This is a genomic window from Streptomyces sp. TLI_55 (assembly GCF_900206255.1).
GTDB lineage: Bacteria > Actinomycetota > Actinomycetes > Streptomycetales > Streptomycetaceae > Streptomyces > Streptomyces aquilus.
In genome coordinates this window covers 8196456-8209679 of record NZ_OAOJ01000001.1, presented here as the reverse complement: position 1 = coordinate 8209679, position 13224 = coordinate 8196456, and the positions used below count along the sequence as shown (strand labels likewise).

The 13224-nt window shown below is 72.1% G+C and carries 11 protein-coding genes and 1 pseudogene; 7 read left to right on the top strand and 5 right to left on the bottom strand.

Going from position 1 to position 13224, the window contains the following annotated elements:
- Positions 1-126: 126 nt before the first annotated feature.
- The 4 genes and pseudogenes from CRP56_RS37625 to CRP56_RS37610 all read left to right on the top strand — a co-directional run bounded on the left by CRP56_RS37625 (position 127) and on the right by CRP56_RS37610 (position 5111).
- Positions 127-699 (top strand): hypothetical protein, encoded by a 573-nt coding sequence (locus tag CRP56_RS37625; protein ID WP_097271798.1) that lies wholly within the window; start codon positions 127-129, stop codon positions 697-699.
- Between the two features lie 203 nt (positions 700-902).
- A pseudogene (locus CRP56_RS37620) lies at positions 903-2359 on the top strand (purine-cytosine permease family protein).
- An 81-nt stretch (positions 2360-2440) separates the two neighbouring features.
- On the top strand, positions 2441-3610 hold the full coding sequence (locus CRP56_RS37615; RefSeq protein WP_097271795.1) for a lactate 2-monooxygenase: 1170 nt from the start codon (positions 2441-2443) through the stop codon (positions 3608-3610).
- Positions 3611-4115: 505 nt separating this feature from the next.
- Complete coding sequence (locus CRP56_RS37610; RefSeq protein WP_097274833.1) at positions 4116-5111, top strand: 2-hydroxyacid dehydrogenase; 996 nt, start codon at positions 4116-4118, stop codon at positions 5109-5111.
- On the opposite strand, the gene CRP56_RS37605 is transcribed toward CRP56_RS37610, so the two are convergent.
- From CRP56_RS37605 to CRP56_RS37595, 3 genes are all read right to left on the bottom strand, one after another.
- Positions 5086-6702, bottom strand: a complete 1617-nt coding sequence (locus tag CRP56_RS37605; protein ID WP_097271793.1) for an RICIN domain-containing protein — start codon at positions 6700-6702, stop codon at positions 5086-5088. The genes CRP56_RS37610 and CRP56_RS37605 overlap by 26 nt on opposite strands.
- Before the next feature lie 499 nt (positions 6703-7201).
- Entirely contained in the window at positions 7202-7579 is a 378-nt protein-coding gene (locus CRP56_RS37600; RefSeq protein WP_059194623.1) for a hypothetical protein, read from the bottom strand.
- A 3-nt stretch (positions 7580-7582) separates the two neighbouring features.
- The gene (locus CRP56_RS37595) at positions 7583-7828 is read right to left on the bottom strand and encodes a hypothetical protein (RefSeq protein ID WP_097271791.1); all 246 of its coding nucleotides are present in this window, start codon (positions 7826-7828) and stop codon (positions 7583-7585) included.
- A gap of 135 nt (positions 7829-7963) precedes the next feature.
- Here CRP56_RS37595 and CRP56_RS37590 point away from each other — a divergent pair, with 135 nt between their 5' ends.
- Positions 7964-8485 carry a methylated-DNA--[protein]-cysteine S-methyltransferase gene (locus CRP56_RS37590; protein ID WP_097271789.1) on the top strand — a complete coding sequence of 174 codons (522 nt, stop codon included), beginning with the start codon at positions 7964-7966 and terminating at the stop codon, positions 8483-8485.
- A 13-nt stretch (positions 8486-8498) separates the two neighbouring features.
- Positions 8499-9221: a 2OG-Fe(II) oxygenase gene (locus tag CRP56_RS37585; RefSeq protein ID WP_097271787.1), complete on the top strand. Its 723-nt coding sequence runs from the start codon at positions 8499-8501 to the stop codon at positions 9219-9221.
- Here CRP56_RS37585 and CRP56_RS37580 read toward each other — a convergent pair.
- Entirely contained in the window at positions 9218-9829 is a 612-nt protein-coding gene (locus tag CRP56_RS37580; protein ID WP_257041507.1) for a hemerythrin domain-containing protein, read from the bottom strand. The two genes, CRP56_RS37585 and CRP56_RS37580, sit on opposite strands and share 4 nt — an antisense overlap.
- Positions 9830-10001: 172 nt before the next feature.
- Between CRP56_RS37580 and sigJ the strand changes: the two genes are divergently transcribed.
- Positions 10002-10925: an RNA polymerase sigma factor SigJ gene (gene sigJ / locus CRP56_RS37575; RefSeq protein WP_097271785.1), complete on the top strand. Its 924-nt coding sequence runs from the start codon at positions 10002-10004 to the stop codon at positions 10923-10925.
- A gap of 48 nt (positions 10926-10973) precedes the next feature.
- On the opposite strand, the gene CRP56_RS37570 is transcribed toward sigJ, so the two are convergent.
- Positions 10974-13217, bottom strand: coding sequence for a glycoside hydrolase family 9 protein (locus CRP56_RS37570; protein ID WP_097271783.1), 2244 nt, complete (start codon positions 13215-13217; stop codon positions 10974-10976).
- Between the last annotated feature and the right edge of the window lie 7 nt (positions 13218-13224).

The window sequence follows — 13224 nt, the reverse complement described above, 5'->3', positions numbered from 1 at the left end:
GTCATCACCGACCGAATGGCCGGTTCACACCCACTCAGCAATCGGCCTGAAACATTCCGGTTGAGCTCTCGGCGCACTCCGTCCCGTTCCCTTGCGTTCATGTGTCGGCGGAGTAATCGTCATTACATGATTACGACCGAGCAGCGAGAGAAACTGCGCGGCTGGTTCGCCGGCCGCCTGCCCGACGACCTCTTCGAGGAACTGCCCGAACTGACCGTCGACCGCGAGGAGATCACCGTCATCGGCCGCATCCCCGCACCCCGGCTCACCGAGGGCGCCTCGGCCACCGAGCGGGAGGCGGCCGTGCGCAGCCGGATGCAGGAGTTCCGGGAGCGCACCCGCGAGACCCGGATCGAGGTGGCCCGCGAGGCCGAGCACCGGTTCCGCCGCAAGGTGTCCTGGGGCGTTGAGTGCGCCGGGGAGCGCGCCCTGTTCACGCATGTGGCCGCGCCCGTGATGACCCGGCTGCGACAGCCCGAGCGCCAGGTCCTGGACACGCTCATCGCGGGCGGCGTGGCCCGCAGCCGCAGCGACGCGCTCGCCTGGTGCGTCCGCCTGGTCCAGAAGCACACTGACGACTGGCTCGCCGACCTGCGCGACTCCCTCGAACACGTCCAGCGGGTCCGCGCCCAGGGCCCGGACGCCGAACCGGAGGACGCCCCGACGGACACGAGCGAGGGAGGCACCGAAGCCGAGTGATGGAGGTTTCGCACACCCCTGACACGAACGATGGATGAACCGTCCTCTGGTGCGGCCCTTGCCCCCGGCCTTACCGTCGGCAGACCCCCGAGAGGACGGCCTCCTCTCCCGCCGCACACCCCCGCGGCGACCGGCCGCCCCCGACAAGCCCCTCCCCCGCGCCACGACGCGCTCCACCGCCGGTCCCCCTCGCTGGAGCCCCCTTGCCCTCGCAGTCCCCGCAGCCCGACCTCTCGTCCGCGCCGTCCCTGACCGAGGTCGAGACCCACGGTGTCGACCGCATCCCCGACGCGGACCGCACCGCCACCCCGCTGGACCTGTTCCGGCTCGCCTTCGGCGGCGCCAACACCTTCTCCACCTGTGTGCTGGGCGCCTTCCCGATCCTGTTCGGCCTCTCCTTCTGGCAGGGCCTCGCGGCCACCGTGCTGGGCGTCGTCGCCGGTGCGCTGATCCTGTGTCCGATGGCGGTGTTCGGGCCGGTCAACGGCACCACCGGCTGTTCGGACTGCCGCGCGGCGATCTCAGCTACGTCGTGGCCTACGCGCTGTTCGCCTGTCTGGTCCTCGCGGTGTGCGTGTACGGCTTCCGGTTCATGCTGTTCGTCAACAAGGTCGCGGTGACCTCGGCGAGCGTGCTGTTCGTGGTCGGCGCGATCGCCTTCGCCGGCGACTTCGACCCGTCGTACGCGGGTGTCTTCACGGGCTCGGCGGACGCGGCGACGCAGTCGCTGTTCTGGCCGTCCTTCATCGGCGCCGCCCTGATCGTGCTGTCGAACCCGGTGTCGTTCGGCGCGTTCCTCGGCGACTGGTCGCGCTACATCCCGGCGAGCACCCCGCGCCGCCGCGTCGTCGGCGCGGCGTTCCTGTCGCAGATCGCCACGCTGCTGCCGTTCCTGTTCGGTCTGGGAACCGCGAGCATCATCGCGACCAAGGCCCCGGAGTACGTCGACCCGGCCGCCCCCGACTTCGTGGGCGGGCTGCTCGCCATCTCGCCGGGCTGGTTCTTCCTGCCGGTGTGCCTGCTGGCGCTGATCGGCGGCATGTCGACGGGCACGACCGCGCTGTACGGCACCGGCCTCGACTTCTCCTCGGTGTTCCCGCGGCTGTCCCGGGTGCAGGCGACGCTGCTGGTCGGCGTCGCGTCGATCGCGTTCATCTTCATCGGGCGGTTCGGCCTGAACCTCGTCCAGTCGATCTCGACGTTCGCCACGATGATCATCACCTGCACCACGCCGTGGATGGTCGTGATGATCCTGGGCTTCTGGACCCGGCGCGGCTGGTACGACCCGGAGGCCCTGCAGGTCTTCAACCGCCGTCAGTGTGGCGGCCGTTACTGGTTCGCGCACGGCTGGAACTGGCGCGGCATGACCGCCTGGTGGGTCTCCGCGCTGCTCGGCGTGCTCTTCACCAACATCCCCGGCCAGTTCGTGGGCCCGCTGGGCGACCTCGCCAACGGCGTCGACATCAGTCTGCCGCTGTCGCTGGTGGTCTCCGCGGTGCTGTTCCTGACGCTGCTGCGGGTGTTCCCCGAACCGCGGGCCGTGTACGGGCCGCAGGGCGCGCGGCTGGCGCGGACCGTCGACGTCCCGGTGCCGGCCATCACCGGGCCGGGCGCGAAGGCCGCCGAACCGGCGCCCGTCACCGTGGCCGACGGCGGGTGACCCCGGTGTGCTGACCGGCCCTTACCCGTCAGTATCGTCGGAGCGCAACGCGTTCTCAGCGACGAGAGGCGGAACCCACGGATGGCCAAGCACTGGGCGGACTTCCAGTACGAGATCTATCTCAACGGGCTGTCGGGGGCCGTACCGCGGCTCCCGACCGACCTGACCCGCCTGGAGGAGCTCACCGAGCAGCGGCTCGGGCCGGGGCCGGTCGGGTACGTGGCGGGCAGCGCGGGCGACGGCAGCACGGCCCGCGCCAACCGCGCCGCGCTGGAGCGCCGGCGGATCGTGCCGCGCATGCTTCGGGACGTGCATGAGCGGGACCTCGCCGTCGAGGTCCTAGGCCGGTCCCTGCCCGCCCCGCTGGCCCTGGCACCGGTCGGCGTGCTGTCGATCATGCACCCGGACGCCGAGTCGGCCGCGGCCCGGGCCGCCGCCGCGCAGGGCGTGCCGTTCATCCTGTCCTCCGCCTCCAGCACGCCGATGGAGCAGGTCGCGGAGGCGATGGGGGACGCCGAGCGCTGGTTCCAGCTGTACTGGCCCAAGGACCCGGAGGTCGCCCGGAGTTTCCTGCGGCGGGCCAAGGCGTCCGGGTTCACGGTGCTCGTCGTCACCCTGGACACGCCCCTGCTGGCGTGGCGGCCCCGCGACCTGGACCAGGCGTATCTGCCGTTCCTGCACGGTGTCGGCACCGCCAACTACTTCTCCGACCCGGCGTTCCAGGCGGCTCTGGCCAAGCCGGTGCACGAGGACCCGAACGCGGCGGTGCTGCATTTCGTGGGCATGTTCGCGGACCCCGCGAAGACCTGGCCGGACCTGGCGTTCCTGCGCGAGAACTGGGACGGCCCCATCGTGCTGAAGGGCATCCAGCACCCGGACGACGCCCGGCTGGCCGCCGACGCCGGGATGGACGGCGTGGTCGTCTCCAACCACGGTGGCCGGCAGGTCGCCGGGGCGATCGGCGCGGCCGACGCGCTGCCGCTGGTCGCCGAGGCGGTCGGCGACCGGCTCACCGTCCTGTTCGACAGCGGCGTCCGCACCGGCGACGACGTCTTCAAGGCTCTCGCGCTCGGCGCGCGAGCGGTGCTCGTCGGACGGCCGTACGCCTACGGCCTCGGCCTCGACGGTCAGGCCGGCGTCGAGCATGTGATCCGCTGTCTGCTCGCCGAACTCGACCTCACCCTCGCCCTGTCCGGACACGCCACACCCACCACCGTGGGCCCCGCCGACCTGACCGAGGCCCCCGTATGACCGCCCCGAGGCCGAAGGGCCCGCCGCGACCGCCGCGGAAGCCGAAGGGCCCGCCGCGACCGTCCCCGAAGCCGAAGGACCTGCCGCGACCGCACCCGAAACCCAAGGGCCCGCCATGACCGCCGCCGAACCCGGAGGACCCGCCGCAACCGCCGCCGAAGCCGAAGGGGCCGCCTCGCCCGTCGCCGAAGCCGAAGGGCCCACCGTGGCCATCCCCGGGACCGAAGGGCTCGGCATGACCGCCCCCGAAGCCGAAGGACCCGCCGCGACCGGCCCCGAGACCGAAGGACCCGCGGCGACCGGCCCCGAGACCCAAGGCCCCGCCATGACCGGCCCCGAAGCCGAAGAACCCGCCGTGGCCGTCCCCGGGACCGAAGGGCTCGGCATGACCGCCCCCGAAGCCGAAGGACCCGCAGCGACCGGCCCCGAGACCCAAGGCCCCGCCATGGCCGCCCCCGAATCCGAAGAACCCGCCGTGGCCGTTCCTGAGGTCCAAGGGCCCGCCGTGACCGCTCCGAAGAACGTCCTCGCCGTCATCGCCCCGCATGTCGGCGGCCGGACCGCCGGGGCCGGGCTCGCCGCGCTCTTTCCCGGCGACGCCGAGGTCACCGTCGTCGAGCGGGCCGACGAGAACCCCGGAGCCCTGCGCGCGGCGCACGTCGTCATCACGGCCCTCGCGCCGGTGACCGCCGAACACCTCGCCGCCGCACCCGAGTTGCGGCTGGTGCAGTGTGCGAGCCACGGCTTCGACTACGTCGATGTCGAGGCCGCCCGGGACCTCGCCGTGCCGGTCTGCACCATAGGCTCCAGCGGCGCCGAGGCGCAGAACGTGGCCGAGCAGACCTTCGCCCTGATGCTCGCGCTGGCCAAGCAGCTGGTCCCGGCCCACAACGCCCTCGTCGAGGCCGACTGGGCGCTCCCCCGCCTCCAGCGGTCCCTGACCGAGCTGTCGGGCAAGACGCTGGGCATCGTCGGCCTGGGGCAGATCGGTCGCGAAGTCGCCCGGCGCGCGGTCGCGTTCGACATGCACGTCGTCTACGCGGGACGGCGCCGGGTGCCGCAGGAGACGGAGGCGCGGCTGGGCGGTGCCCGGCATGTGCCGCTCGACGAACTGCTGCGTGTCTCCGACTACGTCTCGCTGCACGCGCCCCTGACCGACGACACCCGCCATCTCCTCGACGCCCCGCGGCTCGCGCTGCTCAAGCCGACCGCGTTCGTCGTCAACACCGCGCGGGGCGCCCTGATCGACCAGGACGCCCTCGCCGACGCCCTGGAGAAGGGCGCCCTGGCCGGGGCGGGCCTCGACGTCTTCGACCCCGAACCGCCCACCCCGGCTCTGCGGTTGCTGCGCGCCCCGAACGTGGTGCTGTCGCCGCACGTCGGGGGCGTCACCCGCGAGACGCTGGTGCGGATCGCCCTGGCCGCCGTCCAGAACGTGGCCGGCTATCTGGCGGGCGATCCGCCCCGGGACATAGTCAGCGGGCCCACCCCTGCTCACTGAGGTCGACGGCGCGCACGGACGGGGCATCGGAGTCGGGGACCGACAGCGCGCCGGTGCCGGGTGACACGGAGTCCGTCACCCAGCGCTGCTGGTCGGAGCCGTCACGGACCTTGACGACGATGTCGGCGCCCGGCTCCCCGCTGGTGGAGGTGACGGCGAGCTGGTCGTCCCAGCGGGTGAGCAACTCGCCCTGCACGGTGATGTCGTAGCGCACGTCGGCCGCCCGCTTGCCCTTGTCGTCGGCGCAGGTGCCGAGGATGACCACGCCGGCGTCGGCGTGCGAGTCGAGGCACAGGTCGGGGTCGGCGGCACTGCGCAGCAGCCCGTCGTCCTCGTCGTACGTCCATTTCTGGGTGTCGTCGTCCGAGCACGCCGCCAGCTCGGTCGCGGCACCCTTCCGCACCGCGCCCCGGATGTCGAGGCAGAGGTCGGAGCCGACGTTGCGCAGCCTGGATCTGCTGGGCGCGAGGGGGAGTTGGGCGGTGCCCGGCGGGGACGCGGAGACGCCGTCCGGAGCCGACTCGCTGCCGGTGGCGCTGGTGGAGGCGGCCGGGTCGGCGCCGCCGTCGTCCGACCACAGGCTCGCGGCGAGCACACTGGCGATCAGCCCGGCGGAGGCGAGGCCCACCCCGGTGAGCAGCACCCGGGAGGGGCGGGAAGCCTCGGGGGGACGGCGGCCGGGCGTGGGGATGCGGGACAGCAGCCGTCGGCGTCCGCCGCCGTGCCGGCCGCCGCTCTGCGCGCGGGAGTCCGGCGCGCCTTGCCCGCGCCGGGAGTCGAGATAGCGGCGGGCTCCCCAGCCGAGCACGGCTTCGGCGAGCAGCATGCCCAACCCGCCCTCGAAATGGCTGAGTTGTTCGGCGGCGAATCGGCAGTAGGAGCACTCGTCCAGATGCTGCTGGACATCCGGCAACAGTGCTCCGCCGCGGCGAATCGGGACGTCGAGGAGACGGTTGTAGAACCGGCAATCCTTGGTCGGCGCGAGTTCCAGATGGGCATGTACACAACCCTCGCGGAATTTGTCACGCGCTTGTTCGAGAGCGGCCGAGGCGCTGACGGTGTCCATACCGAGCAGGGCGGCGGGGACGGCTATCGGCTCGGCCTCGACCTCGGTGTGCCAGAGCAGACAGCGGGCGAGTCCGGGCAACCCGAGGAATGACCGCTCGGCGAGTTTGCGGTTTTCGGGCGTCATGGACTTCGCCGCCCGCATACCGCGACCGCCGGCGGGTTTCGCGAGGTCCGGAAGAACACCGGATATTCGGTCCTCGGCCGACCACTCGCGGACGGTGTCCCGCGCGCGTACGAGGAGGCGGGGGCGCAGCGCGGTGGCGGGCTCGCCGAGGGCGACCCGGTCGAGGACTTGGTGGAAGGCGGCCGCGGTGACCATGGAGGCCACCTCCGAGCGGGCGGCCAGGCAGATGACGGCGTACTCGTGGACCGGCTGCCAGTGACGCGCCATCAAAAGCGCGGCGGACTGGGCCGCTTCGCCGTCCGGACGGCCGCGGAGATGGGCGGCGAGGTCGTCGTCGGATTCCCCCGGAACCCCGCTGGGGGGCGGGTACGGAGGGCGAGGGGGGTGGGGGGTGGGCACTGAGCGGGTTCCTTCCCACGCGCATGTGGTTCTGTGCTTCAACTCGCCGAAAAGGAGCGGGGACGGATGCGTCCTCTCCGGTGATGCGCGAGGAGCGTGAATTCACGGCGGCTCGTCCGGCCCGGTTCCCCACGGGACGAATGAAGACCCGGCCCATACCCCCCGCACGGGTAGTTCACCCTTGCACAGCGGGGTCATGACCAACAAGGCACTTGAGCAACATCAGCATCATTGAAAGATAGTCAGAAACAGGGCCGGAGCAGCTCTCCCCGCCGGGCTTTCGCTATTCCACACGCCCCGTGTGAAACACGCGCACGCGCCGGGGCATCGCGCACGCTCCCGGCGCGCACCACCCCGTAGTGCACTGGTATCGGCCCCTCGGAGGCCACGCACAGGACGGCGGCTCTCCTGTGCGCAACCGGCCGCCGACCCCGATCCTCCCGCCCTCGGTCGGCGGCCCCGAGGGCAGACCGGGGTCGGCCAGGCCGGCCGGTGCGTCTCAGATCTGCCAGGAGCGCAGTCGGTCCGCGGCGCCGTACACGTCGGTCTTGCCGGAGATCAGATCGCGGGCGAGGTCGACCAGGGCGCCGTAGGGCGGGTCGATGCCGACGCCGCTGACGAACATGTACGCCACCGCCGTCGCGCAGGCGAAACGGGCGTTGGCCGCGGGCAGCGGCTTGAGCAGGGCGAGGGTGTGCAGCAGCGCGGCGGCCCGCCAGGCGGGGTCGGAGTCCACGCCGAGCCTCGGCGGGTCGACGCGGTGCCGGGCGACGGCGGCCACCAACGCCGAGAAGTCGTTGATCGTGGGCTGGTCCGGCAGGACCTCTTCATGACGCTGGAGCAGCCAGGGGACGTCGATGTGGACGACGGAGGCCATCGGTCAGCCGGCCCGCCGCTCGCCGTGTCCGGCGGGTTCGTCGTCGGGAAAGGCGGCCGCGAACTCGTCGGCGTGGGTCGCGAAGAAGCGCCGGAACGCCTCGGCGCCCTCCTTCAGGGCGCGGTGCCGCGCGATGTCGGCGGCGGCCGCCTCCCGGACGAGGGCCTTCATCGACGTACCGCGCTCCTTGGCGATCTGCCGCAGGTCCTCTAGTTCACGATCACTGAACTCCACGTTGAGAGCTGGCATGCCCCAACGGTACCGCTGGGGTACTTACCCGTAAATACCCCCAGGTCAAAGCCATTGTCGACGGTACCTCGGGCGCTCAGCACGACGTCCGAATCCCGCCGGTGACGGGCCGCCCGGCGCAGCAGACTCGTAGCCATGGACACGGACACGGACACGACGACCTTCAGCACGACCTTCACGACGTTCGAGAGCCCTCTCGGCGAGCTGCTCCTCGTGGGCCGGGCAGGGGTCCTCACCTCGCTGTCGATGCCGGGGCAGCGCACCGCACCGGCCGTCCGCGCCGACTGGCGGCGCGACGACGACGCCTTCAGCGAGGCCACCGCCCAGCTCACCGCGTACTTCGCGGGCCGGCTCACCCGTTTCGACCTGCGGTGCGCCGCCCACGGCACGGACTTCCAGCGGCGCGTGTGGCAGGCGGTCGACGCGATCCCGTACGGCACCACGACGACGTACGGCGCGCTCGGCGCGCGGCTCGGTGTGGCGCGGGCCGACACCCCGGCCGTGGGCGCGGCGCTCGGCGCCAACCCCCTGCTGATCGTGCGGCCCTGCCACCGGGTGATCGGCGCCGACGGCTCGATGCGCGGGTACGCGGGCGGCGTGGAGCGCAAGGTGCGGCTGCTCACGCACGAGGGCGCGCTGCAACCGACGCTCGTCTGACGGGAGGACCCTCATGACCCTCACCCTGAACCAGGCCCGCCAGCGGGTCGCCGGGACCGACTGGGACGCGCTCGCCACGGAGCTGGACGAGTACGGCAGCGCGCCCACGGGGCCGTTGCTGACGCCCGCCGAGTGCCGTGACCTGACGGCCCTGTACGAGAAGCCTGAACTGTTCCGCACGACCGTCGACCTGGCCCGGCACCGCTTCGGCTCCGGCGAGTACCGGTACTTCACACACGACCTGCCCGCCCCGGTGGCCGCGCTGCGGGCCGCGCTCTACCCGCGCCTGCTGCCGATCGCCCGCGACTGGGCGGCCCTCCTCGGCCGTCCGGCGCCCTGGCCCGACTCCCTCGCGGAGTGGCTGGAGCGCTGCCACGCGGCCGGACAGGACCGGTCGGCGCAGATCCTGCTGCGATACGGGGCGGGCGACTGGAACGCCCTGCACCGGGACGTGTTCGGCGAGCTGGTCTTCCCGCTCCAGGTCGTCGTCGGACTCGATGTGTACGGCACGGACTACACGGGCGGCGAGTTCCTGATGGTGGAGCAGCGGCCCAGGGCGCAGTCCCGGGGCATGTCGACCGTGCTGCGGCAGGGTCACGGCCTGGTCTTCACCACCCGGGACCATCCGGTGCGCACCCGCCGCGGCTGGTCCGCCGGTGCGATGCGGCACGGGGTGAGCACGGTCCGCTCGGGTCACCGGCACACCCTGGGCCTGGTCTTCCACGACGCCGTCTAGGCACGCGCCCACCACCCCTTGCGCCGGTAACCGCCCTGCCAGAACAGCCGGTTGAGGACGCGGACGGGCGGCGGCATGCTGCCGAGGAACCTGGCGCGCTCGGCGGGCGGGGCGCCGTCGACGACCCACGGCACGAACACCGCGGCCCCGCGCACGCCTTGGGTCTCACGGATGCGGCCGATGAAGGCGCCCCAGTCGGCGTCCGTCAGGACGTCCTGGATCAGGGGCAGGGCCTCGTCCTCCTCGTGCTTGAGATGGTCGTCGAGGGTGGCGGTCAACGCCCGGACCAGATCGCCGAGTTCGGGTGCGCCGTCGGCCAGCGCGGTGTCGACGGCGGACAGCAGGGGGTCGATGCGGGAGTGCTCGTCCTCCATCGCGTCGAGCAGCGCGAGCTCGCGCGGCCGTCCGGCGACCCGTTCCCTGACGCGCGGCCACAGCCCGGCGTCCTCGGCGGTGTGGTGGACGTGCAGCTGGTGCTGGAAGTTCTGCCAGCCGGCCCGGACCGCGGGGGTGCCGGCCCGCCCTTCGGCGACGGCGTCGGCCAGCCGGGCCAGATCGCGGCGGAAGGCGTCGTGGGACGCGTACATGGCGGTGAAGTCGATGGCCACGGGTCCTCCTCAGTGCCCACGGATGCGGACTCGCGGTCAAGAGGCCGGGGTGTCGCGGCGGTGTGACACGGCACCCTCCCGGTGAGGCACACGTCACATTCAGGCCGTCCGATGTCACATTCGCGCCTCCGGAAGCCCTCGCAGTAGTGAGCGCGTACCGGGAGGGCCACGCATGTCCAAGATTCGTTTTCCCGAGGCCGACGAGGCGACGGAGGTCTTCGTCGGCCATCGTGAGCTGCTGTTCGGCATCGTCTACAACATGCTGGGCAGCGTCGCCGACACCGAGGACGTCCTGCAGGAGACCTGGCTGTCCTGGACGGCCCGGCGCCGGATCACCGACTCGCCCCTGGACGGGATCGCCAACCCGCGCGCCTATCTCGTCCGTATCGCCGTGAACCACGCCCTCGGCCGCCGTGCCGCGATCAACCGGCGGCGCGAGACGTACGTCGGCCCGTGGCTGCCCGAGCCGCTGGTCGCGGACGACTCCGCCGACGACACCGCGGTGCGCGCGGAGTCGGTCTCCCTGGCGCTGCTGGTGGTCCTGGAGTCCCTGACCCCGCTGGAACGCGCGGTGTTCGTGCTGCACGAGGTGTTCGGGTACCCGCACACCGAGATCGCGGAGATCCTCGACCGCACCCCGGCGGCGGTACGGCAGGTGGCGCACCGGGCCCGGGACCATGTGCAGGCGCGGCGGCCGCTGTACGAGGCGCATCCGCGGGTGCGGCGGGAGGCGACCGAGCGGTTCGTGGCGGCCGCGCTCGGCGGGGACATCGGCGCGCTGATGGAGATCCTCGCGCCGGACGTGACGGTGTGGACGGACGGTGGCGGCAACCGCCGGGGGGCGGGGTCGCGCCCGGTGCGCGGCCGGGACAAGGTCGCGCGCCTCATCGACGGGTTCCGCTCGCGCGGTGCCTCGCTCGGCCTGGAAGTGCGCTACGGGCAGGCCAACGGCGACGCGGCGGCCGTGCTGTTCGAGGGCGGGGCGCCGTACGCGGTGATGGTCATGGACCTCACGCCCGAGGGCGACCAGGTGTCCGACATCTACATCGTCGCCAACCCCGACAAGCTCGGGCACGTCGAGCGGGAGCAGCGATGAGCGGGGGGCTCCATGACCGCATGGAGCCCCCCGCTAACCGTTTTCCTCCTACGTCTGGTCCGCCACGAAGGAGGCCATCCGGGCCAGGGCGGAGTTCCAGTTGATGGTGTGCTCGTTGGTCGACCAGGACTGGATGTCGTCGATGTAGCAGAACTGGCCTACGCAGCCCTGGAGTTTGCTCTGTGCGTAGGGGTCCTGGATGCCCGAGTTCGGGCCGCCGGCGAGGGTGCCCTTGGGTGGGTTCGGGAGGTTGGGGTCGAGCTGGTGGGCGTACCAACGGCTGTGCTGGTTGTGAGAGTTCACCTCGCCGTAGCCGGTCACGTACGACATGTTCAGCGCGTTGCGGCCGAAGAGGTAGTCGACGCTCTCGAGGGCGCCGTCCCGGTACTTCGAGCCGCCCGTGATGTCGTACGCGGTGGCGATGACGATGCCGTTGTGCAGGATCTGGTGGTTGGAGCCCCAGTCGTAGAGGTTGTCGGTGGGCGCGTACGGCATGCCGTACGGCTGTGACTTCAGCGTGGTGAGGTAGCGGTCGGCGCCCTTGACGACCGACTGGCGGACCTTGTCGCGGCCGGGCAGCTTGCTCGGCACGGTCGCGAGGTCGAGGCGGGCCGCGGCGGCCGTGCGGGCCCAGTCGTAGCCGAGCGGGCCGAAGATGTCGGCGGTGTGGACGGGCGAGTTGAGGACGTAGTCCGCGAACTGCTTCTCGCCGGTGGTGAGGTACAGCTCGGCCGCCGCCCAGTAGAACTCGTCACTGGCGTCGGTGTCGGCGTAGGCGCCGCCGCCGATGGCGTCGTTCGGGTCGGCGTGCAGGGCGGGGTGCGCGAGCGCCGCGGTCCAGGCCGTGCGGGCGGCCGCGAGGGTCTTCGCCGCGAACGCCTTGTCGTAAGGCTTGTAGAGGCGGGCCGCCTGCGCCGCCGTGGCGGCGAGGTTCAGGGTCGCCTCGGTGGTCGGCGGGTGCAGTTCACGCTTCTGCGGGTCCTCGCTCGGCAGCAGCGGCAGGCCGGTCCACGCCTCGTCGTGGATCTTGTGGTGGGCCATCCCGGCCAGCGGCTGCCCCGCGGGCACCTGCATCCTCAGCAGGAACTCCAGCTCCCAGCGGCTCTCGTCGAGGATGTCCGGCACCTTGTTGCCGCTCTCCGGGATGGCGAGGGTGCCGTCGCCGAGCTTGCCGGGGCGTCCGGTGCGGGCGTGCAGGGCACGCTCGTAGGTGCTCAGCAGCTCCCAGGTGGAGATGCCGCCGTTGACGACGTACTTGCCGTGGTCGCCGGCGTCGTACCAGCCGCCGGTCACGTCGAGCTTGTAGTCGCAGACGCCGGGCTGGCAGGGGACGGCGGAGTCGCCCTGGTTGGGCGCCACGTCGACATGGCCGGCGGCGCGGCCGTAGCCGGGGCGCAGGTCGTCGCGGATCGGGATGCCGCTGCGCTGGGTGTAGTAGTACTTCAGGGCGTCCAGGCGGAGTCGCCGGTAGGCGTCGGTGCCGATGTCGAAGGGGCGGCTGGTCTCGCCGTCGGCGACCAGCGTGTAGCCGGTGCCCGCCGTCCGGTACGACCCGAAGTCGATCGAGTGGACGTTCTGCCCGGAGGACGCGTCGAGGCCCCGCGGCGTGGTCGAGCCCTTGGCCACGACGGTCCCGGAGGCGTTCTTCAGCTGCCAGGGCAGCTTGCCCGTCGCGTCCGTGACGAGCGTGGCGTTCTTCGGGCCGGAGGGCAGATAGGCGACCTGGTTCACGCGCACGCGCGGCCCGGTGTCGGGCTCGTACACCTCCGGCGGCACCCCGCCGAGCAGGGACACGTCGTCCATGCAGAACTTCCAGGCGTCCGCGCTGCCGCCGAGCTGGAAACCGACCTGCGCCTGGGTGGCGTCCACGGGCGAGGTGAAGGTGTACGAGTACGCGTTGCCGGAGACGCTCAGCTGCGGGCTGACCTCGAAATAGGTGTCGTACGGCGCCACTTGGAGCCCCACGATCGCGCGCACGACATGCCCGTCGGGCGAACCGTTCGCGGTGAAGGCGAACTTGTACGTCTCCCCCTTGACCAGCGTGACGTCGTTCTGGCCGACGGCGGCGTCCCAGCGGTTGGTGGTGCCGCCCGGCACGTCCGCGCACAGCTGCCCGCCGGACAGGCCCGCGGTGACGTTGCTGGTCGCCCACCAGGGCTCGGTGGTGGTGTCGAAGGTGCCGTTCTTGAGCTGCTCGACCTCGTCGGCGGTGGCCGGCGAGGACGGCGCGGCGACAAGCACCGCTCCCAGCAGCGCCGTCAGGGACAGCAGGGTGGTGTTGCGTCTTTTCACGTCCGGG

Coding starts and splice junctions, on each gene's coding strand:
- CRP56_RS37625 (WP_097271798.1), top strand. CDS start 127: ATGATTACGACCGAGCAGCGAGAGAAACTGCGCGGCTGGTTCGCCGGC.
- CRP56_RS37615 (WP_097271795.1), top strand. CDS start 2,441: ATGGCCAAGCACTGGGCGGACTTCCAGTACGAGATCTATCTCAACGGG.
- CRP56_RS37600 (WP_059194623.1), bottom strand. CDS start 7,579: ATGGCCTCCGTCGTCCACATCGACGTCCCCTGGCTGCTCCAGCGTCAT.
- CRP56_RS37595 (WP_097271791.1), bottom strand. CDS start 7,828: ATGCCAGCTCTCAACGTGGAGTTCAGTGATCGTGAACTAGAGGACCTG.
- CRP56_RS37590 (WP_097271789.1), top strand. CDS start 7,964: ATGGACACGGACACGGACACGACGACCTTCAGCACGACCTTCACGACG.
- CRP56_RS37585 (WP_097271787.1), top strand. CDS start 8,499: ATGACCCTCACCCTGAACCAGGCCCGCCAGCGGGTCGCCGGGACCGAC.
- sigJ (WP_097271785.1), top strand. CDS start 10,002: ATGTCCAAGATTCGTTTTCCCGAGGCCGACGAGGCGACGGAGGTCTTC.